Below are 23,956 nucleotides of genomic sequence, written 5' to 3'. Positions count from 1 at the left end.
ATCTATTCGCAAAAGGCTTTTTTATTATCTGTAAATATCTTCCAAGCATCAATTCCATTTTCAGGATTTTGATTTACAGTTTTCATTAAATTAGAGTTGTTTTTTAAATCTTGCATCAATGTTTTTATTTCAGCGTCTGACAAATTTAATGATTTATTTTTGGTAATAATTTTACTAGCAACATCATCTGTAAATCCTAAACCTTTTAATTCACTCAAAGTATTTACACCACCTGTTGGAGTTTTAGAAATTGTTCTTCCTTTTCCAACCCAAGTTGAATATTTCCCACTTGGAGATTCTATAACTTGTATTTCAACAGAACCCTCACTAGCTAATTGTGACCATGTTTTTTGACGACCAGTTGTAGGATCAAGATCTTTAATAATAAAACGTGATTGTTCTGCCTTACCAATTTTTCCAAACCAAGGAATTGCTTTGTTCGTTTCAATCTCAAATTTAGAAGGATCTTTAATTATTATTTTGTAATAAAAATCATATTTATTTCTTTCGATATTTAAGGCCCTACCATCAAAATCATAAGGTTTATCATTTAACATTGGACTTGTGTATGTTCCTCCTAAATTTGGAGTTCCATCAGCAAGATCTCCGAAAGAGCCTCCATATCTGTCAAATACTTCATTCATATTAGGTGTTCTTTTGACCAATTGACCATATCCGCCATTTGCAGGTGGCCATAATGCATTACTGTAAGAATCAAAATTTATTTTATATTCTTTTGCCAGAGCTTCAAGTTTATCCCATTGGCTTTGCTTGTAATAATTCCAGTATTGACCTCTAACATTACTTGATATTTTTTCAAGATGTAAATCTTCTAAATACTTTGAGTTTAGCGATAACTCATATGCTTTTTGATTAATGAAAAATTCATTATTTACTTTTGCTTTATTTGGATACCACCAGTTTTTAAATTTATTGATATCTGTTGAATAATTTTTAACATCTGAAACTATTGAGTTTTTCCATAATTTTTGAAATGCAGTGTAGTCATCTTCAAATCTTACAATATCATCTAGTTCCTTTAAAACTGCATCATCAGCATTAGCAAAATCTTCTAAGAATTTAGGCTTTAAAGTTCCTAAAGTATTTACCTTGTTTTTCAATTCTAGTAATGATGCAGACTCTAAACGTGAAGCTAATGTTGCAGGTTCTAATAATTTTGGAGTAACATATAAAGTTCCTTTTTTATTTAAATCTTCTACTATCTCTAGCGCTCCATTAACAGCTTGTCCAGATTTATTTATGTATGATATTGTGGTAAAAGTATTAATCAGTTTTACATTTGATACAGTACTTGGCAGCCATGAAGTAATATTACTTAAATTAAGAACACTTTCTGAAATACTTACATCTGCAATTTTCTGACCTGCTTTGCTACCATAATTAAATAAAACTGCTCCATTTTCGACTGTTATGTCTACTATTGTTGAAAGTTCTTCATGAATATTGGTACATTTAATTCTGTTTTCTAGCAGTAAATCATAAATTTGTTGAAAGGTCTTACTTTCCTCTTTACTATATTTTGTAGTACCAATTGCTGTTTTAAGTTTGTTTAATAATTGTTCACTTGCAATTAGTGAGGAAACTCTTTCTGACTCACTCAAATTTTTAAAACCAGCCGCATATTCATTTAATAATTTTCTAGTATTTACCAATGATTTCCATTTGCCTGCAGCATCGAAAGCTTCACCCAAAATAGGGCCAAGTACAAAACCACTCAAATACATTGCAGCAGTTCCTATTTCACCTTGGGATATATAATAACCAACGGCAACTGCATCGACAAATAGAACTGCACTAGCACCAACTGGGATTACGGCGATACTGGCAATAAGAAAACCTGTATCTATAGCTTGCTTTTTACATGTTATATCTCCAGAAAAGTCGCAATCAAAAATATGTAAATTTACTCCAGCACTTTCATAATTATCTCCATGAACATTTAGTAAATGTTCTTTTTTCATTCGGGTATAACGCCACCTGCCTATTTTTGAATCGGCAGAATAAATATTTGCTAAAACAATACCGTCATCTTTTACATATTGTTCTTTTAACTCTTTTTTATCCGATATTAAAAAATCAGCAATTTTATTGTCGACAATCTTTCTTAAATAATAATTATGTTGAATCGCATTTCCAATTATATTTTGTGTTACAATTTTCTTTAAAAGGATTTTTTTAATTACATAATTGTAAAGTGTTGCTTCAGCTTCATCTTCTGTAGTAGCTTCTTCTATTAAAAAATTATATTGAAGTTGTTTTTTGGGGACACTTTTATAAAATTCAATTAAATTTGCTCCATATATTTTAAAACTATTAGTATCTCCTATAATTAATTTTGTTGCGTTGGCTTGAATTGAAGGGGAGATATCCGAACCAAAAACTAGATAAGTACTCCATCGATTTTTGTCGTTTTTTGCATAATTATTGTAACTTACTAAAACAAAAATTGCTTTACTATTTTTTGCAAGATTACTGTTTTTAAATATTTTATTGGCGAAATTTTGACCTTCTGTTTCAGAATAAGTGCAATTTTTTTCTTCGAAATGAATATATAATTCAACTCCTGAACTTACTTTTAAAAAAGCTAATTTATCATTGAGTTCTTCAATATTTGACGGAGAAAATATAGCCGAATTTGAATGGTTTACACCAGATATATATTGATTATTACCTAATTTTAAATTGTTTAAATCAGTTTCTAAACTGTTTAAATCTTTGTTGACAGAATTTTTTTCGTTATTTTGTATTTGATTATTAATATTAAAAACAATTTTTTCACCATAAGTTGTAATTTCATTATTATATGTGAATAATGATTTTTGATTGTATGGATCAGTTTGACAAGCTATATCACCATTTAAAGCAACATCTTCACTGTCGTTAATTTTAATTTTGCTGCAGTTAGTAATTGGTGAAATTTTATCTCCTTCCAGAATCATCAAATCTGGAGTTTTAAAATTGATTTTTAATCTAACTGCTAAGTAATAATTACATGAATTTGGTGATTGCTGAATTATTAATCTGAATTTTTGTGTGGCGAATTCTTTACTATATGCATTAGCGTAGGGAGGAGTAGTAGAATTAGGTTCATAATATCCTTGCGGTGTTTTTGTAGTATTAAATTCATATTCTTTTCCATTAATATCAAATGCATATAGTGTTCCATTTGCATAACCACCATTATTGGTGCTGATAATATTTATCTTATCTGTTTCTAATTTTCCTTCATCCTTTATAAATCTAAAAGGCAGATTATTTGGCATTAAATAATTATAGTCTGAGGCAATTTGAGCCCCCGCATTACTCCCCTGAGTAAACTGATACAACTGCAATCCTGGAGCGTGCATAATCTCCCAATCATTGTGGTTTAATGCTGTGCCTGTTCCATAATCCATTAATAAATCAGTAGTAGCAGTGGTGTTGTATTCTGTGAACGGATGTTGCAATCCAAAAATACCATGTCCAAGTTCATGCGCTAACGTGCGTAGCCCGCCAGTTCTCGAAGGCGGAGCAAATACAAACCCAAATTGGCGTTTGAGTGGCATGAAGCCTAATATGCCAGACTTACTGGATGGTGCTTTAGTAAACAACACATAATAAGTGTCATTTTTATAGCTAGCTCCCAATTGGGTTTGGAAATTGTTAGTAATGGTTTGTTGTCCATCAGTATAAGTATTAAGCAAATCGCTGTCACCCGTTTCTATGCTTGCGCCCCAACTGTCAGTAATATCAACTTTTGTGGTACTAACCTCAAATTGAATTCCTGCTTTGCCGTATATGCTATCAAGGTAATCTTGAGCATCTTTTTGTGTTGGTGTTTCTCCTCCATTAAGACCTACTAAGGTTACGTTTACTTTTTTGCCGGTTACATGCCACATATTTAGTGTGCCTGCAATGTCGTATTTGGCGCTTACTTTTACACTGTCTTTTTGTACTGGCGGTTTTACGGTTGCGAGTATCGATTCTTTGGCAAAATCCAAAGTTCTTTTTAGCGAAAGCGTTGCCACATTACCAGACCAAGTAGATGGGATTTCGGTACCGTTTTCGGTTTTAAATACAATATCGGCAGTTGTTTTTCCGTTGCTGAATGTCGCTTTTGCAGTTACATAGTCTTCTGCTTTTGGCGCATCCGAGATGACTTTGTAATGTACATAATAGCTAGTGCCATCCTTTTTAGGAATGATATCGTAGGTGTTATTAAGTTTGGTGTTGGCCTTAAGTTTAGGATCTTGGTTTGGGTTTTCATCCAAGCTATAGAAACCCGCTCCTGCGGCAAAAGTTATAGTAATATCTGGAGAAGAAATTTCTTTGATATTGCCACCAGATCCCATACCATTAGTGTTTTGGGGAGTAGGAATACCTCCAGGAGCTACTTTGCCAGTAGATTTGATTTCTCCTGCTGGCGAATTAGGTGAAACAGCGTATTGATTACCGTTTCTGTCGGTGATTATTACATCATTATCTGTTTTTGGTTGTTGAACGATAACACCATTTGTACCTGTTATGGTAAGAGTACCATCAGCATTTTTTACAACACTTTTAATTTCAAATTGTACATCAAGAGGAATAACAGTTCCCGTATCGCCCATTATATCGTTAACGAGTTTATCCCCATCGACCATACTTCCCCATTTCGGGTCGTAACTGGCCACAATTTCCCCCGAAATCAACTTGAAATCGGTATTTACCCCAATGTTTTTAAACGTAATCCGTATGCGGGTGTATTTGCCAATATTGGCTTTGGAGTCACCTTTTTCATCACTGCCTGCCAAAGCGGCTGCGGCATCAATGAGTTCTCTAAACTTATCCAAAAAAGGCAAAGTTACATAGCCTTCGCCTGAGAAAGTACCGTTGCTTCCTGTTGATTTTAGCACTACAATAGGAAAGTCGCCTGCCGTTACCACATCATTTGGGAACAAAGCGGGTAGTGGCGTTTTGTTGGATTGTGCGGCAGGATCGGGCTTGATGCCACAACCTACAAACGCAATTTCGTCTTGTGCCAGCGTAGTAAACTCCTGTATGTTGCTGTGGGTGTATTCGCCAGGGTCGCAGGCGGCGCCTACCGTGTACTCGTAGGCAGTTTTGGGTTTAAGGTTGCTTATGGTAATGTATTCCCTTGGTGTTACGAGTTTGTACCACTTAGAGTCGGCATTTTTCTCTCTATAATTTACTTGGTAATCGTAATTATCAACTTCACCGCTCCAAGTTACTTTGGCTTGATCCTGACTTACATCGGTGGTGGTAATGGCCAATGGTGCTTTACAAAACGTGAGGTATTTAAACGAAAATATTTCGCTATACCCGTTGTTTTTGAAAACGCCAATTTCTTCGGCGCCAACCAAGGCTTTGGCTTTTACGCGCCATGCGTAGGTCTTTCCGGGAATAAGCTGGGGCTCGGCAATGCTGTATTGCACGGTTGTATTTCGGGTAGTTGTAGTATAAAGTGGTGGCGAGTAAGCAAAAGCATTTTGAAGGGGCGTATTGGTGTTCCAAATTTCTACTAGAGAGAATTCGTATTCTACATTGCTCACATTAATGCTTCTTGGCGTCCAGCTAAAGATGATATTCTGGATGTTCTGTTCTACAATTTCTGCTTTGTTTACAGGAAGGTTAAGAAACGGGGGTTCGTTTTGGAAAATAATAGTGGTAACACTCGATTTTTTGGACAGTTTTTTGTTGGTCGCAAAATCAAACACTTCAAATGAGATAGTATAGATTCCTTCGGGTAAGGGTTGTGCGTATTGGTTGGGGTTAACGCCCTGCAGGTTTTGGAATTCGAAATAAGGTCCTAATTCTACATTGGTCAAAAGTGTTGGAAATCCGCCTTCGAGATAAATGGGTGATGCTCCCACCACAAAATCATTGGAAACAAAAGACACCGCTCCCTGAAAATAGCATTTCAATCGCACCTGCCTGTTCATGATGGTCAAATCGTTAAGAATCAACTGCACTTTTATGGGGCTGTTGATACTCGTAGTATTGGCATAATTACTCAGGTAAATAGGCGAGGGCTGTGTGAGTTGTGTGCTTATGGTTACTGGGTAGGTTTGAGCTTGACCTGAAAAAGGCAAAAAGCAAAAAGCAAAGGGCAAAAGGCAAAGTGCAAAGTGCAAAAGCCAAGAGCCAAAAGGCAAACGGCGAAAGGAAAAAGAGGACAGATGTGTAGTTTTTTTTTGCATTTGGTAATTATATTTTAGACTTCTTAGATTATTGTATTTTTAGAATTTTTGAGCTTTTTTTTTTAGCTTTTAGCTTTTTATCATTTTGCCCTTTGCTTTTTGTCTTTTTATGAGTTCGGCTATTTGCCCTTTGCCTTTTGTTTATTTCTGAATGTATTTCAACTCCACTTCTTCATTCATTCCGTTTGCAACGGCTAGTTCATGGTAAAACGGAATTAATTTTTGTTCCAGTTGGGCGATGATGTCGGCATCTGGTTTTTTGTCGGTTATCATTTTATAGACCTCTTCGATTTCTCTTTTGCTATAGCGAAGGAGGTATTCATTTTGATTGATATCTTTGGCTTCTGCTTTTGAAAGTTTCAAGAATTCGGTTTGCATAAAGCGGTGTGCCTGTAATTTCTGCTTGGCTTTGTTGCTTCGTTCGACCAATTTTAGATACGAATTATAACCAATTTTGTCGGTTACCTCGCTTGCATTTACACCATGTAATTTATGAGTGTTCACTCGGCTGATGGCCGTGGTATATGACTGTTCAAAGCTTTCGTCTTTGTTGCTGATTTCTTTTGCCACTTTTTGAACTGCTTGTGTAATCAGTTCATTGTATTTTTTTACCACTTCAGCTGCTGTTTGGTATTCTTCCAAATAATCAATCACTTTGTCTTTGAAACTCGCCTCATCTGGTGTTAAAGTCGCTAATGTTAGCAGATGCTCCAGTTTGGTAGCTTCTTCATTAGGAATAGGTTGTAATTGCTGTTGTAAATCTTTTAATTGTTGTGTAATTTGTTCTCTTGTTCCTTCGAGTTTGTAGTCTTGTAAATTTATTTTCAGAATGTTGTCACCCAATTGCTTTTCGTCTTTTGGGGTTGCTTTTGGGGTTTGTCTCAATTTTATTTTATCGAATGAATAAGCGTACGACAAGGTTGCGGTAAGATCATTGTTTTTATTGGTTGTCGTTTTACCAAATAAGGATATTACACTCAAATTGAAGCTGTGTTTTTGCAAATACAAATAAGAACTAGTGAGACGGAAGTTGAAAATGTCATTTTGTTTTTTTCCATTGCTGAAACTGGTATTGTAGCTGGTAGAAAACGAAGAATTTAATTTTCGATCCATAAACAATTTGGTTACACCAAGTGTTGGCCCTACTATAAGGCTGTTGCCGTTTTCTATCAGGCTGTACGTATTGTTTATAGAACCCATAAAGTTTAAATCTTTTGCGGGATAGCCTTGAACATAGGAAATAGCCGAGTTGTAAAAAGTGGATTTACCACCCGCTACTGCTTGTCCCTGTTGCTCATTGGTTGATTCTTGCATAGAGAAATTGGCATTTATGGATTTCTTGAGTTGCTTGTCGTTTTTGAGCAAGTAGTTTACAGTTAGTCCTAAATTTTGGTTGACTTGTCTAAAGTTCAATGTATCAACATATACCAAACTTGGATCTTGATTGATGTAATCAAATTGGTTGCGGCTGTTGGTATAGGATTGAAAATTGGAATAATTGAAATTCAGGTTTAATTTTTGACTGGCTTTATAATCTGCCGTAAGCGAGGAAACCAACCTTTTGGACTGGCTCACTTTTTGTTTTTCTAAATTGTCTTTTTGCATCCCTAAGCTTAAGGCTAGCGACACTTTGTCTTTGAAAACCTGCTGGGTTGCATTTACGGTGATGTTTTCTAAATCATTATTAAAGTAGTAACTCCCCAAGGTTCTGTAGTTGGGATCGATGCGCTCGTAGCCCAATCCCAAAGTTCCTTTTCCTGCAGGATAAACCAATTGAGCTTTGATGGCATTCTGGGAAGTAGTTGTAGCATTTGAATTTAAAAACACAGAGGCTATTCCTTTTCCTGTGACCGAGTCATCGACGCTGATGTCTTCGGTTATGCTACTGTTGGCATATTCGGTCATGACTTGGAGTTTCTGGAATAGTTTAAAACTGGTTTCAAAACTAATGGCTACGTTCTCTTTTGGCGTAAGCCCTAACTCAAACGGAACTGGATTGGATAACGAACTCGCCACATCTGAGGCTTTAAAGAAGATAACAGCCAGATTTACTTTCTCAAAAGTATAAGCCGTTTTAAATCCATATCCATAACGTTTGTAAGTTGGTATTGCCTCTGGGAAGTTTACATCATATTCGGAACTTTTTAATAGTCGACCGTACATTGCACTCACTTTGAATTTTCCGGGTGGCGTAAGATCTACTCCAAAACCAGTAAACAAATGTCCGTTTAAGGTATAAGGAGAAAAAGTCATGCTTACATCGCCAATATGGGTGGTTATCCATTTGTAAGAGGGATGAATGCTCAACGTTTTTAATAACACAGGCTTAGTGTACCCAAATTTTTGAGTAGAGTAGGAGAAAGAAAACGGTAAGTTGTACAATCCAGCCACGTTGATATTGATATTTCCATTAAAAAAATACGAAAAAGGTTCCCTAACCGCATTCCCCGAATACATAATTGCATTTGCCGACGCACCTCCCGATACCGTAAACAGTTTGGCCTTTGTTAATTGTTCTACATTGAAGCTTTGTGAATAGCCAAGGGTAGTTGCAAAAAAAAGTAAAATATAAAATTGTATTCGGTTTAAAATCATTTTAATAGGGCTATAAAAAGGGAAGAAAAACAGTATTTCTCTTTCTGCCTTTTTATGGGTTGTTTGTTTGAAAAAATCTAAAAAATCTAAAAAAAAATCTAAGAGTCTAATAATCTAATAAGTCTAACAATCTAATATGTCTATTTGATAATTATTTTCCTCAGTTGATTTCCCTGTTGTGATTCGACTAAGACAAAATAAACTCCAGAAGTTAGTCCGCTAAGGCTAAAGTCGAATTTGTAAGCATCTTTGCCTTCTTGATGTTTAGAGTCGATCACCACATTGTTGGTTAAGTTATAAACCTTTACATGAGCAGACATCTCTTTATCTAGTGTAACATCAACAGTAAAAATACCGCTGGATGGATTTGGATAAATTTTAAGGTCAAATTTCTTCTTCAAATCAGTGCTTTCAGGATTAACGTATTCGCCTTCGATCACAACGATTTTTTTGGTTTGAGTTGCGGTACAATTACCTTTCTTGGTGTTTAAAGTCAGTTCGTATTCGCCTGCTTTGCTAAAACTCAATTCGGCATAATCTTTGTTTTTTGAAACAACGGTTGCTTCTGCTGGTAAACTCCATTCAATACCGTCCGCAATAGGGTTACTGATGTCCACCATAATGAATTTCTCGTTCACAAACACTTGTGAGGAGACTGCAAATTCAGCACTAATTGCAGTTTCTTGCTTGGATATTTTTAGCATATCGGTAGCGGTGCAACCCAAACGATTGGTTACAACCAGCGTATATTCAGCTGGTTCCGAAACGGTAATAATGGGTTTGTCACTTTTGAAACCTTTGGTCGATGTCCAAGCATATTTGGCTTTATCATCGGCAATAGTCGAATTAATTGTCAATGATTGGTCAAAACAAAGCGTTACATCTTCGCCCAACGTAATAACGTCTTTTGGCGGGTTTTCGATGGTATAGGTTTTGTCAATCACACAACCTTTGAAATCGGTTACAGCAACCGAATATACTTTTGCGGAAGCGTTACTCAAAGTATTCGATTTCTCTCCAGTATTCCATAAATAAGTATAAGGACCCTGACCACCTGATGAAGTTAATACGATAGTAGCATCCGATCCTTCAAAACAGGTTGGTTTTGTAATAGTTTCGGCTGTGGCCAAATGTACAGGAGCTGTGATAGTACTGTTTTTTGTAATACTACAACCGTTATTGTCTGTTACCAAAACCGAATATGTTCCTGGAATAACGTCAAGTAAAGTAGCTGTTTTTTCTCCAGTATTCCACAAATAAGTGTAAGGTACTGTTCCACCCACTGGTGCTGTAGTAATTGTCCAGTCCTTAGCATCACCACAACGGGTGTATTCAGATGACAGCGTGTTGTTAAGTATAGCGGGTTCAGTTACTATAAATGAATCACTTTTTGTGATGTTGTTTTTTGAATCAGTGACAATTACGTAATAGGTTCCTGCTCCAATTGTAGGGAGTGTTGTTCCTGTTCCGATTTTGTTTGGGGAATTGATGTTAAACCATTGGTACGTATATCCAGCAATACCACCAGTAGTGGTAGTTTTTAAACTTGCATTTTTATCACCATTACATAGTATAGCGTTAAACAAAGAAAGGCTAACCAATAATTTGTCAGGTTGCGTTATTTCAAATAATGAAGAGGTGAACTGGCATCCTTTGTTGTCGGTAATAATTACATAGTATTTACCGGCCAAAACATTGGTTAGTGTTGCAGTGGTTTGATTCAATTGGGTGTTTGCACTGTTAAACCATTTGTAAAGATATCCGCCGTTTCCTCCTTGAGCTGTAATCGAAATACTTCCATTTGCTACATTGAAACCAGTTGTTGAAGTTATAGTAGATTTTGAAATGTTTAATAGTGCTGGTTCAGAAAGGGTAATATCTAGATTTGAAGTGTAGTTACACCCTTTATTATCTTGGATTTGAATGGTGTATACTCCTGCTTTTAGATTTGAAAGGGTAGCAGTAGTCGTTTTTTCGAAAGGAATCCAAGAGCTGTATGGATTTCCAGTAATTCTAAAACGATATTGAAAAATATTGCTTCCGCCATTAGCCGAAAGAGTTATACTTCCATCATTAAATCCTTTACAACTTATCTCTTTTTGAGTTGAACTTGCACTTATCGCATTGGGTTGAGTAACTATTATGGTGTTACTGCTTACTTCGACTTTATTGAAATCTTTGACAACAGCATAATAGCTACCAATGCTGTTATTGGTCAATGTAGCCGCTGTTTCATTCGGAATAAGCACATTGTTTTTATACCAAGAAATTGTTTTTACACCAAAACCGCCAATTACTGCAGCATTTAATGTTGCGTCTGTACCATTGTTACACGTTACTGGAGTGTTTTGCGTTGTAGTGATGGTTAAGACATTATTATTAAAGTCAAATGCTGTAGATTTTGTACATCCTGTTGCATCAGTAACCGATACAGTATAATTGTCTGTTGTTAAAGATAAAAAGTCGGCTTGTTTGTTTGGAATACCAGCTTTGGTTTCTATAATAGTGTTTTTGCTGTCTTTGCATACATAGGTGTACGGTGCAATGCCGCCAACGATTTCGATGTGCAGGGCGCCATCAAAAGCATTTTTTGCAGTTGGAATGGTTGGTACAATTTTGTCCAAATCAAAGCCAAAATCGGCTGGTTGTGTAATGTTTATGTTTTCAAGAGATCCAATACAAAAATTAGGATCATTACTGTTATAATTTCCATCAAACACTTTTACAGAATAATTGCCCGATTTTAATGAAGAAGGAGAGAGATTATTATTCATATTAATAACTATTCCGTCTTTTTTCCATTCGTAGGTATAAACAGGGAAGCCGTTTTCAATAATCGGCGTTCCACCTGTTACATTGATAGAAATGCTACCGTCATTTCCGTTAAAACAAGTAACGTTTGGTTTAGCCGAAAGCGTTACTACTATTGGGGTTGGTTGTCCCAAATTTATTAGGAACGGAGCCGTTTGGTTGTTTTTACTGTCAATAACTATCACTTTGTAGTCACCACTTGGGAGCGCTATGAAGTTGGCAGTGTTTCCATAAAGAATCTGAAGAACCTTGTCAGTATTATCCAAAAGGCTATAGGTATAAACTCTTTCACTTTGTAATTGTTCAATTTCTGTACCGCCTGAGGCAGTTGCCAATAAGGAACCCAAACCGTTATTGCAATAGGCAATTGTTGGCACTACAGTAAGTGTCAATTCTTCGGGTTGTTTGATTTCAAAAGTTTTTGTAATGGTACAATTAGTACCAAAAGGATTGGTATCTTCGACCAAGGCTGTATAGAAACCAGCTGTTAAATTACTTATCGTTTTAGTAGCATTTGAAATCAGTTTAGCCGAATCTACAACAGAACCATTATACCATTTGTAGCTGTAAGTTGGTCTTCCTCCCGTAATGTCTAAAGTGATACTACCGTTGCTTAATTCGAATCCTGATGCGTTGACAATAGTTGCGGGATTGAATGCCAAAGCGTCTGCAGGTTCATCAATAGAAATTGTAAAATCCTTAAAACAATTGATGTCGTTTTTATCAATGATACGTACATTATAATCCCCTTTTGAAAGTCCAAAGATGCTTGTCTTATTATTGTTTGTCGCTGGATTATAGGACCAAATAATAGTGTAATTACCAGAACCACCGGTTGTATTAATTTGTATGGTTCCATCGCTTTCTCCTTTACAAGTTGCATCCGTTTTTGTAAAAGTTAAAGCAATAGGTGCGGGCTCTGTTATAATGATATCATTTGATGTTGTCGTATTTTTAAAACTATCTGTTCCATCAGTAACTATCAATCTATACGTTCCTACACCTAGTCCTGTCGCAGGATTTGATGTTGCAACTGGATTTATAAGATCAGTTGTTTTATACCAATTATAAATATAGGACTTGTCAGCGTCCAGGATTCCGATAGGTCTTCCACCAGAAACTGTTGCTTGGAGAGTCGCAGTTTTGTCACCATTACATGTAATTAGAGCAGTTTGGGTAACCGAATTTATTTTTAGTTCTTCGGGTTGTAATAAAGTGTAATCTTTGAATGTTGTGCAACCATTGGCATCTGAAATTGTTAGTGTATACGATCCCATTGGTAGTTTGTCTAATAGTAATTCACTTCCAACAATAGCAACATTGGATTGGATACCAAAGCTGAATTTGTAAGGGCTTTTCCCACCTGTTATTGCTACTTTAATACTACCGTTTAAGGTTTCAAAACCAGTTAAGTTTTTTATGTCTAAATTATTTATTGCTAAAGCAGCATCAGGTTGGTTAATAGTTATAGGTTCAGAAAGTGTTGCAGTACAATTATGACCAACAGCATCTGTAACGGTAACTTGATAGGTGCCAGCACCTAGATTGATTAAATCTTCATCTTTTAAATAATCTATTTTGTCTTTTGTCCATTGTTGTGTGTAAGGTGCGGTTCCACCATTGATAGTGATATTAATAGCCCCAGTTTCTGCACCATGACATAAAACATTGGTTTGTGATGCGGTAACGGATAATAAAGTGGGTTGAGATAAAGGAGGTACTAATGATGTTTTTACAGCTCCTTTAGAATCGGTAACTTCTACTATATAATCTCCAAATCCTAATCCACTTTGTGTATCTGAATTGGTTCCATATTTTTCCCCATTTTTGAACCATTGGTAATTGTAGGTAGCAACACCTCCAGTTACTATTGCTTGTAATTCTCCGTTGAAATCTCCATTACATTTTATTGGGGAGGATTCAATAATGGTAACCGATAATTCTGGTTCTTGAGTTACTTCGAAAATTTTGGGTATGGTGGTACAACCTTTGCTGTCTTTTATTTCAAGGGTATACAAACCAGCTTTTAAATCAGAAATATCTTTTGAGGTTTTTGGTATAAAAGTAGGAACGGTGCTTGTCCAGCTGTATGTATAACCGCCAGTATTACCTCCTGTTGGATCTAGTGCAAAAGTTATAGCTCCTGTGCTTTGACCAAAAATTGAGACTTTGGTTATAGTTTCGGTGGGGAAAGTAATAGGAGAGATTGGTGTTAATATTATTCCGGATAATGTTTCTGGACAGCTATTTGCATCGGTAACAGTCACGGAATAGGTTCCAGCAGATAATCCTGAAATATCTTTAGTTGTTTTTGTATTACTCCATGCATAAGTATATCCTGCTGTTCCACCAGAAACTGTTATTTCTATGGCTCCGTCTTGTATATCTGAACAAGTTTGATTGTGTTGTTGTGCTGGAGAACTAGTTACTGATAATGGAAATGGAGGTTGTGTTAAAGTATAAGTAGGTGATTGAATTGTAGTTTTATCATCTGTAATTTGAACATAATAATCTCCAAAAGTAAGGCCGTTTATTGTTGGGTTTGTTTGACCAATTAGTTCAAATCCGTTTTTAAACCATTTAAGCTTATAGTTTGTATTCGTTATTAAAGTTCCTCCACTAGCACTTACAGTTATGTTTCCTGTAGCATCACTATGACACAAAATGTTGTTTGAAGCTATAAGAGATACATTTAATGCTTCAAGTTTAATTGTTTTGGGAGTAGATTCACAGTTATTTGCGTCTTTTACCCATACCTCATAAGTGCCGTTTTCTAAATTGGTGATACTATTCGAAGTATAATTTGTAATTACATTTCCTTTCTTGATTATATAGGTATAGCTTCCTGTACCCTCAGTTGCTGTTATAGTTATAGAGCCATCTTGTGCAATAAGTGAAGACGGTTGTGTTTGATTTATGGAGTTAACGGTTGGTAGTGATGGTTGAGTGATTGTTATATTACCAGGACTATTGTATTGGCAATTATTAGCATCAGTAACTGTATAGGAGTAACTTCCGACAGATAATCCTATTCTGCCTGGTATTGTTATACCATCGTTCCAAAGGATTGAGTATCCAGTGGTTCCACCAGTGATATTAACAGTAATTTCACCATTATTGGCACCATTACAGGTTATATTTGTTTGAGAAGTGCTTGCGTTTAAAGGTGTTGTAGGTTGAATTATTTCGAATTCATTCGACCAAGCTACATTAACGGGTAAAGCATTGTCGCTTACTTTTACTTTGTAAACACCTGCAAATATTCCACTTGCACCTGTTGCACCTGTTGCACCAGTGGTGTAAAAATTGCCACTTCCATCTTTTTTAAACCATTCGTAATTATATCCGATTGTAACTGTTCCGCCTTTAGTTTCGACTACAGAAAGTGCTCCTGTACTATTACCATTACAGAGGATTGCGTTACCAGTGATACTAACTTCAAGTTGGTTTGGTTGTGTGATTGTAAACGCATAAGGTTCACTAGAGCAGCCTCCTGAATTTGCTGTTATTGTATAGTATCCTGCCCCTAGTTTGTCCCAATCTGGTTCAGGGGTAAGAGGCGTAGGATTGCTTGGTGCTGGATTACTTGGATCCTTAGTCCATGTATAGGTATATGTTCCAGTTCCATTTTTAAATGCAATGCTTATTGAGCCATTGCTTTTTCCAAATCCTGTTGAGTTTGAAATATCAGGTGTTCCATCAACTTCAATAGCATTGTTTGGTTCGCTTAATACTATATCTACAGCAACTGAAGTACATGGTGTTTGTAACTTATCTTTAATCTTTACAGAATATATTCCAGCTTTTAGATTTGGAAAAGTAGGAGAGGTTTGCCAAGAAGTACCACCATCATTACTATAACTATACCCTCCATTTCCTCCCTTGGCATCTTCTACAGTTATGCTTCCAGTGTTTTTACCTTTGCACAAAATATTAGTTTTTGTATTGTTTGTTTTTGTAACATCAAAAGTTATTGGGGCAATTTCATTGTAAGGAGAAGGTGCTGTTGTTTGTATAACCCCCATAGGTGTAGCATTTAAAAAGGCTTGATATTTTACTACATAAGTATGTCCACTAATAAGTCGATTCAATTGTATAAACGTATACTTGTACTTATTGCTTATTGGATCACGAACTAAACTAGTAACAGGATTTATTTGTGCACAGAGAGGTGTTGTTATGGAGGTATCTGTGTCAAGTATGTAAAGAGGGAATATGCTTTCATTCAATTTTAGATCTCTATCAAATGTAACCTCTATTTTTTGAACAATATCACCACTACATTTTGGGCCTTCAAATGCAATACTTTCAATTACTGGAGCACATGGAGAAAATGTTATAGGTATTACATTCGAAAAAGGTCTGTCATCATCATATCCCAATCTGAAATAAATTGTTGTATTGAAATATTGTTCACTAGTAGATCCTAATAAATCATTAATACTAAATGTAGTTAGTGGAGTATTATTCGTTTTCAGATTAGTACCTATTGAAGAAGGAACGTCTATCCAAGTCAATTTATTATCTAATGAATATTGCCAGTGATAGGCTTCAACTGGAAAAACATTTGGGCTACTTACTTCAAGTTCTAATTGGTCCCCAGAGCATACAATGTTGGGTTTTTTATTAGAAATTGTTAAATTATTAGGGGTGAATTCAATTATTTCGGAACTTACACACATACATCCCCAACTTAAATTACGAGGATCAATTATTAAGTTTTGAATTGTTTCTGTTGTTTGTTCTGAGCATATATCATCAGCTCTACTTGGCCCACAAACTCCTCTAGTTTTTAAAGTATAAACATCAAGATGTGCTACATTTGGGAAAATTTCATATTGGACCCCTGCTCCTGAGATTCCAGGCCCACTTTGTCCCCCAAAATCATAACTGTAAGTGTATCTATAACTTGTATTACCCGGGATATCATATGCAACTTTTGCAGTATACGTTTGTCCATATCCTTTAATAGATAAAACTAAAATCAATAGTAAAAATATCTTTCTCATAATCTTAAAATTTTAAAGTAAAAAACGTCATTTTAGAAACTCTTCCGTCTGAAAAAAGAGCTCTTATGGCATACTTGTAAGTGGTGTTGATCGTAATACTTGGATCGGATATTTTTTTTGTTTGTGCTGTAACCATTTGCATCAATTGCATCGGTTCCTCAGCAGTAGCTTTATAAATCTCGAAACTTTCTACTCCAGTTGCTTTGTATTCCCAAGACAAATCAATACTATTGGTTGTAGTATTGGTTGTAGTATTGGCTTGAGCATAAAAACTTTTAATAGCTGGCATTACAGAAGAAGCTGGAACCAAAACAGCTATTTCTGGTGAAGGATTGGAAACTAAATTACTTTCATCTTTAGCATAAATGGCATACCGATACGTACCGCCTTCTGTAATGCTTTTATCCTGATACCTTTCTGGTTTGTCTTTGGTGTCCAAAATTAATTGCCAATCTTTTTGCTCATTTTCTTTGCGATAGAGTTGGTGCGAGACTACATCTTCACTTTGGCTATTGATCCATTCTAAAGATACCATTCCATCTTTTATCTCATAATTGGTAAAAATGGGTGAAGTAGGAGGAATGACATCTGGTTTTTTTACAATCAATACTTCCGAAAAGGGCGACATATTAAAATGGGTATCTACTGCAATAATTTTGTAATACACTTTACTATTCAAACTCTTTATAATAACACTGTCTTGGTATTTGTTCGTTTCATTCGGACTTACCGTCATTTGGCTATACTCTTCGTTTGGATTGCTTGCCTTGTAAATACGATATCCCATTAAATCTTTTTCTTTATTGGGATCCCAGGTTAATTTTACTATTCCCAAACTGTCAATGACTCCTTTTAGGTTTAAAGGTTTTGCTGGCGGAATAGAATCAACCGGTTGCACGAGCATCGGGAAAGAGGTTCTATTACTGCCCTGTTTGCCTATGGCGGTTATCGTGAAATAATTGGTTGAGGCTAATTTGTTGTAGGTAACTGTTCGGCTTTTTGGAGGAATATTTTTGACAACAGTAGTATATTTGTTGTCGTAGTCCGAATCCGAACGATTGAGTTCGAATCCAGTGATTTCAGAATCTCCAGCTGGATCAAATTCAAAGGTTAGGGTTACAGTCTTATCATCTTTGAAATTTTTTATAGTAAGATGGGGTACATATTTTAAGATTGATTTTCCTGATCCAGAAACTATTTCAGAGTAAGGCCCTAATTCTCCAAAAGAGGAAATTCCTTGAATTCGATAATTGTATTGTTGGTTATTGGCAATAGAATCTACATAAAAAATACGATTGTTGTTTTCGTTTTCCTGATTCATACTGGTGTAGGGTTTATTAGTAATACGCTCAAAATGAATTTTGTCTTGGGAGCGTTCTACATAATAACTACCGTAAGCGTGTGCCAATATTTTAAAATTCCAACTCAACATAGCACTTTTGTCAGTGAAATGCGCAGAAAAATCCATTGGTTTGGGCAAGTCTTCGTATTCTTTTAATCCAACAAAAACGCCTCCGTATTGTATCTCTAGTTCTTCTATGGGTACATTTGAAGATACTCGGTAAGTGTATTTTTCATTTTTTAAAGCAGTTTTGTCTTCAAAACCCAAACCCGCTTTTTTGGCCATTTCAAAATCTTTGTCGGCCGCAAATAAGGCATAAGTGAATCTTTGTTCATTTTCTTCTGATAAATTGACGATGGTTTGTAGTTTATTAGCGCCTTCTACCTCAAAACTTTCACCATAAAGTGCTTGAGCAATGATAGCTCCGTTATCATTGTCTTCTATTACTTTTTCCCAATTTTCAATTGGTTCTGGTTTTAAAATGTTTATTAAAACAGTTTTTTCAGGATTGGCCAATGTTTTATTGTCGCGAGTAACCGTATAACGTTCGAGTTGATACCCATATTTATTCAGTTTTTTCCAAGCGATGTTATCACTAGGTGCCCAACGCAAAAGAATTTTATCTTTTTGGACTCTTACAATAACTTGAATGGTTGACTCTTTTTCGGGGATTGCTTTCTCTACAGTTGTTGTTTGTGCAAAAGACAAATTATATCCCAAAAAAACTAATGCTATTATATATTGAAACTTCATGCTAATTTGATTTGTTGAATGTAAAAATGGATCCCGAACTAGTACCTGGCTGTCCGCCTGGAAGAGTATAGTTTAATTTTATTTTATAGGTACCTTTTTTGATATATGGGAATTCACCATTTATAAGATAATTGTATTTTTGAATCATAGCTTGATTTAGTGAATTCACATATTTGTTAGCAACTTTATAACGTAAGTCTTTAAAATCACTTTTGTAATAATAAGGCAGGTTATATCTAAATGGGAGATATTCCTTTAACATAAAACTAGATGGATTATTGATTATAAAATCCTGATACCAAGCTAAAGTTTCGACAGCTCTTACTGGAGGAACTCCTAATTTAGCTGTGTCTCTGTCTAGTTTTATTTCATTTTCATAAGGATAGCCTTTGTAGATTAGTGGATAGATTTCATTCAAATAATAACTATCGTCTAAAACTGCTTCTACACTAACTAATGGTTTGTTTAGTGTTTTTGAATTCCCTATTATTTCGATTTCATCAAATGGTTCGGTTGATTCATTCAACGATTGTAGCGCATGTACATCGGTATATATAATTTCTACCAATGTTTGCTTGGGCTTCTTGGCATCCATTTTTTCTTTGAAACTCAAATATTGACTAGTATTGAAATTGTAAGTTAACATTTCTGTTCCTTCGCCACCAATTACTGATTCATTGAGTTTGTTGTTTTTTATTTCAACATCAACCCCAGGAGCTAATTCTTGTTTGTCATAATTCTGTACTAGATTATTGTTCGCATCCGCTTTGGTTTCCAGAGTCATTAAGGATAATGAATATGGTTTAGTTGTTTTTAAAGCGGGTAATTCAATAGCCAGCTTTTTGTCATTAGTGTTATAACTAATATTACTGGTAGCTGTATGATCCGTAGTTTTATAAAATGCTTTTTGGGATTGACCTGGTTTTAAATCAAATAAATAGGCTTGTCCTTGATTTAATACGACATACGCTTGCGTACTCTCTTTTTGATACACATATTTTTGGTCAAAAGCAGGATAACAATAAGCAATGTTAGTTGTAGGGATATAAGATGGAGCTGTTCCGGTTGTAAAGTTTCTAACTTCTTTTTCTGTAGCGATCTGTCCGTTATCAGTAAGTGCTACCCAATTACCTTTCACATTTTCTTGAAAACTAACTATAGCAGTAAGTGTAAGATTTGAATTTTGAGGCAATACTTCAGTAGCATTAAAGCTTACCAAATCTTTCATATCATTCCAACTTAGTTTACCAGCCAAGGATACACCTTCTTTTTTGATGGAGTATTCTTCGAGTTTTAATCGGTAGGTTTTTTTTCCTTCGTCATCTTCTATCACAAAACTTTTTTCTATTGGCATATTAAAACCAACTTGCGGAATTGCAAAGACATTAACATCTTTATTTCCTTCGGCAGGATTAATATCTGCTATGGTTTTGAGGCCATCTAAAGGAGTACTGTTTATGAACTCGCATTCCGATCCAAATTCAACTTTAAACCTAAAACGTCCTTTTACTATTCCTCCTAGAAGGTTATAATTTCCGCCTAAATACCCTCTAATCCACACAGGATTTGGAAGTTTAGCCTGCATTATAGCCGCGGCTCCACCTTCGAAAATTATTATTTTCTTTCTTATTTTAGATACTTTTACTTTAATTCCTAGCTTACCTTGCAAGTAGGCATAAGCTTGTCCATTGGCATACCATCCATTTATTCCTATTTGTCCTGTTCCTTTGCATTGTGCTTCTCCATAATCTTTGACCATAATGTCAAAACCAAGACCTGCTTCAAAACTTGCATAGAACATTAAAAAGGATATATCTCCCGTTTGCATACTAAAGTTAGAACCAAAAGCAAAACCTTTTCCGGATCCCAATTTACTTGCATTTTCAGAACGCATGTAATCTAATTTGCTCTTGTCTAATCCAAGTATTTGAGCAACAGCAGCAGGAGGAGGAGGACTTGCTGGTATATCGTCTCCCATCATAAAATAGCTACCCGTAGCAATAGCGAAGGACCCAATTTCCATTTTTAAACCGAGTCTGTCAGTAGGCGTGCCCATACGAACGTACCATTTGTTTGGAGCAAAATGAAGGACTGCCCAACCTGCTCTATTTTTTTCTTTTGGATCGTTACCAGTTATAAAACCTCCTGGTGTGTCAATATATAAATCAAATGATCCGTGTAGCGTACTTGATCTAAAGTCATATTCAATAGCTGCAAAGGCATTGATACCCATTGATTGTTTTACATTGTTGGGATAAAGTTGTTCTGCTGCTTTAGCTAAATCTGAGGTTTTTAGTGCTTCTAAAGCAATTTGGGTCATAAGTGATTCATTCTCGGTAACAGTTTTTAGTGCCTCTTTTAATGCATCACCTCCAGGAAGTTCAAAAGGCTGCATAACGTGGCCTTCTCCATAAATGCTAATTCTATTGATCCCGTTTGAATTGTTAAATGCAATTTCGAATCCTGCACCACCCCAAAAAGCATCTGCCGATGCGGTTCCAGAAAATTTAATCATTGCTTTAACTCCAAGGCCCGAACCAATATCTGGAACATAGTTTGATCCCGAAGCAACGAACTTGGAACTAAATCCTTCTTTTTTCATTCTATAGTAGGCACCTCCAGCAAAACCTTTGAAAGTAATTGCTCCAGCAGGAATGTTCAATCCCTCAACCAATGCATCTACATACCAATACCTAAAATCGTCTTTTTTTCCAAAAATAGCATTGGCTTCTACAGCAATCCCTCCAGTAAATTCGGCTGCTAGACTCCCTTTGAAACCTTTTCCATATACAGGATCGTTTTCCATAATAGTTATGCTTCCTTTGAATTTTGCACCTCCAAGATTTGCATCTATTTTAATTTCTTCAAATTTTAAATGATCAAATTTCCATTTTTGAATACCTTCATTTTCTGCAAATTTCCCAACGATATTAAATTTTGTTCTACCGTTGAATTGATCTTTCATTAAATTAACCGATAAATCAACTTTTAAAGTAGCCGAATTATCATCCGCTATAATCGCTATTTCATGAATCGTTATAGGGAAATTGGCAACTTTGGAAGAATTTGGATCGTTTTCGGCTTCATTTTTATAACCAAAATATTTTGCTTTAAAAACAGGAGTAACGGTTTGTAATTGTAAGTCTTGAAATATTATTCCTTTAAATGCTACAATTTCTTCTTCCTTTTTTTCTACAGGAGCTACAGGAGGAGTTGTAGTTGATGGAATAGGTTCAGTGGTTTTCGGTGTAGAAGATTGTGCGGGTAAAAAGCGATTTGGCGTATTTGTCGCTGTCGTTTCAGGGGTGGTTGTATTTGTATTTGTATTTGTATTTGTCGTTTCAGGGGTGGTTGTATTTGTCGCTGCAGTTGGTTTAGGAGGCAAAATTGGCGTTGAAGTTGCTACTGCTTGAGGTATAAATTCTTTCGCAGGTGCATTCGATTTTGGTTCTGCATCTGGCGTTGGGGCATTACTTCCTTTTATTGCAAGACTTCCGTTCAAAAAGGCTTTAGGTAAAAATTTCCCGTCTTTGACTTTCAACTCAATATAGGAGCCTTTGTCAATTCTAGCAGTAGCTTTAAAAACTTGAAAACAAAGGTTATTATTTACTTCTGCTTTTAAAGAATAAAAGTTATCTATCGTGTTGAAAATCGCTGTGTATCCTATTTCACCTTGTGAGTCAGAAGGGCATTTTTTATTTTTATCAGTTACAGGAAGAACAATAGCTCCATCAAATCCTCCAGCAACTAAGGCATTGGCTCTGAATTTTAGATTAATATTGTTTACCGAAAAGGCCCATCCACCTGCAGATCCTTGATCAATGTTCAATATGTTGTTTCCTGTAAAACTCCCTGAAACTCCCATTCTGTCAATCAGTAAATCGGTAGCTTGAAAGGTAACTCTGCCTTTACTGGAACTAAATTTGAATTCTTCGGGAAGGGTAATCAATAAGGACTTTACATATAATCCTCTCCACAAATTTTCGCTTCCAGGGACCAAATAATCTTTGGCATAATTTTCTGGCCAAGTTACATTGTCTGAATTTCGTAAATCACTTAAGTCTATTACTGCATTGTTGAGTTCGAAGCAAGTTCCCTTGAAAGAAGTTAATTGGAATTTTGGCAAAGAAATATCAATTAATATGTCATTCCAATTGGTTATTGTCGTTTTAAATTTACCTGTTACACGTGTAGCTTTTTTAATAGTGTCAATTACCTTATTATTACTATCAACAGGTTCTATTATTGATCTTGAGAATTCTACGTCGGCTGTTATTCCTAATTCCTTGAATCCATTACAATCAATAGTAACATAGGTTTTGTTCTCGACAACACCTGTTTTCATATCCATTCCTCCTTTTAAAATCAAAAGGGCTTTGTCTCCACAAATTTTTAAAGGAAAATCACCAAGTAAAACTAGTTTAGTATCACCAATCAGTCCTCCTTTGTGGGAAAGCTTTATATTATTGGCTCCGAAAAATATTTCTTTTTGCTTGCCAAGCGAGTCTATTTGAGGAATGATTATTCTAACAAAAGCAGTTAATTCGGTATATTCTGGGGTGAATTTTGCATTACTGATACCCAACATGTATTGGGTTTTGTGAATAGTCTTTTTGATACCAATAGGCAGCATTGAGAGATTTTTCGACTCTAGTAAATCAGTATTGTTATTGGTACTATCAATAGTATTAAAAACCGCCTTAGCTTTTTTTATATCTTCATTCGTATCTTCTAGGATTCGAAAATTTTTCTTGATAAAACCTTCTGTAAATTCACTTTTGGAAATAGAAGATTTTAATTGAGGAATAGCCGTTTTTTTATAACTTTTCTTAGGAGTTATATTTAAAGTTAATTTAGCCTTGTTTTTTTTAGGGGTATTTAATGAATCTATGAAGCTTTTAGAGTAGCAGTTTAGATTTATAAATAACAATAAAAGGAAAGCAGAATATAGGTTTGAAGTATTTTTGTTCAATTTTTCGCAAGTTTAGGTTACAAGAAAACTTCAGAAAATATCTGTTTTCTTTAGATAAAATAGATTTAAAGGCCTACAAATGTAATAATTTATATTTTTTTTAACAAGATTAAATGTTGATTTTAGAAGTTATTTTTATTATTTCTAAAATGGTATCCAATAAGCTTAAAAGTGTATCGTATTAATTGTTAGGTATTTGTGTTTTTTGTATATAAAAATGTAAAAGTGTGTTAAAATTTGTATTGAAGAAGGAAATTTATGTAGTTTATAAATT

5 protein-coding genes are annotated in these 23,956 nt (G+C 35.2%); all 5 read right to left on the bottom strand.

Features of this window, described 5'->3' with window-relative positions:
* Positions 1-2: 2 nt before the first annotated feature.
* A complete protein-coding gene (locus AC8GF4_RS04105; RefSeq protein ID WP_506592905.1) occupies positions 3-6,200 on the bottom strand; it encodes a fibronectin type III domain-containing protein in 6,198 nt (2,065 codons plus the stop codon).
* A gap of 141 nt (positions 6,201-6,341) precedes the next feature.
* Positions 6,342-8,795, bottom strand: coding sequence for a porin family protein (locus AC8GF4_RS04100; protein ID WP_506592903.1), 2,454 nt, complete (start codon positions 8,793-8,795; stop codon positions 6,342-6,344).
* A gap of 140 nt (positions 8,796-8,935) precedes the next feature.
* The gene (locus tag AC8GF4_RS04095) at positions 8,936-16,615 is read right to left on the bottom strand and encodes a T9SS type A sorting domain-containing protein (RefSeq protein ID WP_506592901.1); all 7,680 of its coding nucleotides are present in this window, start codon (positions 16,613-16,615) and stop codon (positions 8,936-8,938) included.
* Between the two features lie 4 nt (positions 16,616-16,619).
* On the bottom strand, positions 16,620-18,710 hold the full coding sequence (locus tag AC8GF4_RS04090; protein ID WP_506592899.1) for a hypothetical protein: 2,091 nt from the start codon (positions 18,708-18,710) through the stop codon (positions 16,620-16,622).
* A gap of 1 nt (position 18,711) precedes the next feature.
* On the bottom strand, positions 18,712-23,682 hold the full coding sequence (locus AC8GF4_RS04085; RefSeq protein ID WP_506592897.1) for a hypothetical protein: 4,971 nt from the start codon (positions 23,680-23,682) through the stop codon (positions 18,712-18,714).
* Between the last annotated feature and the right edge of the window lie 274 nt (positions 23,683-23,956).

Source organism: Flavobacterium rarum (SeqCode), from assembly GCF_965234445.1.
In the GTDB taxonomy this organism is placed as follows: Bacteria; Bacteroidota; Bacteroidia; order Flavobacteriales; family Flavobacteriaceae; genus Flavobacterium; species Flavobacterium rarum.
The sequence above is the reverse complement of the archived record's forward strand: the minus strand, read 5'-3'. Positions and strand labels throughout refer to the sequence as shown.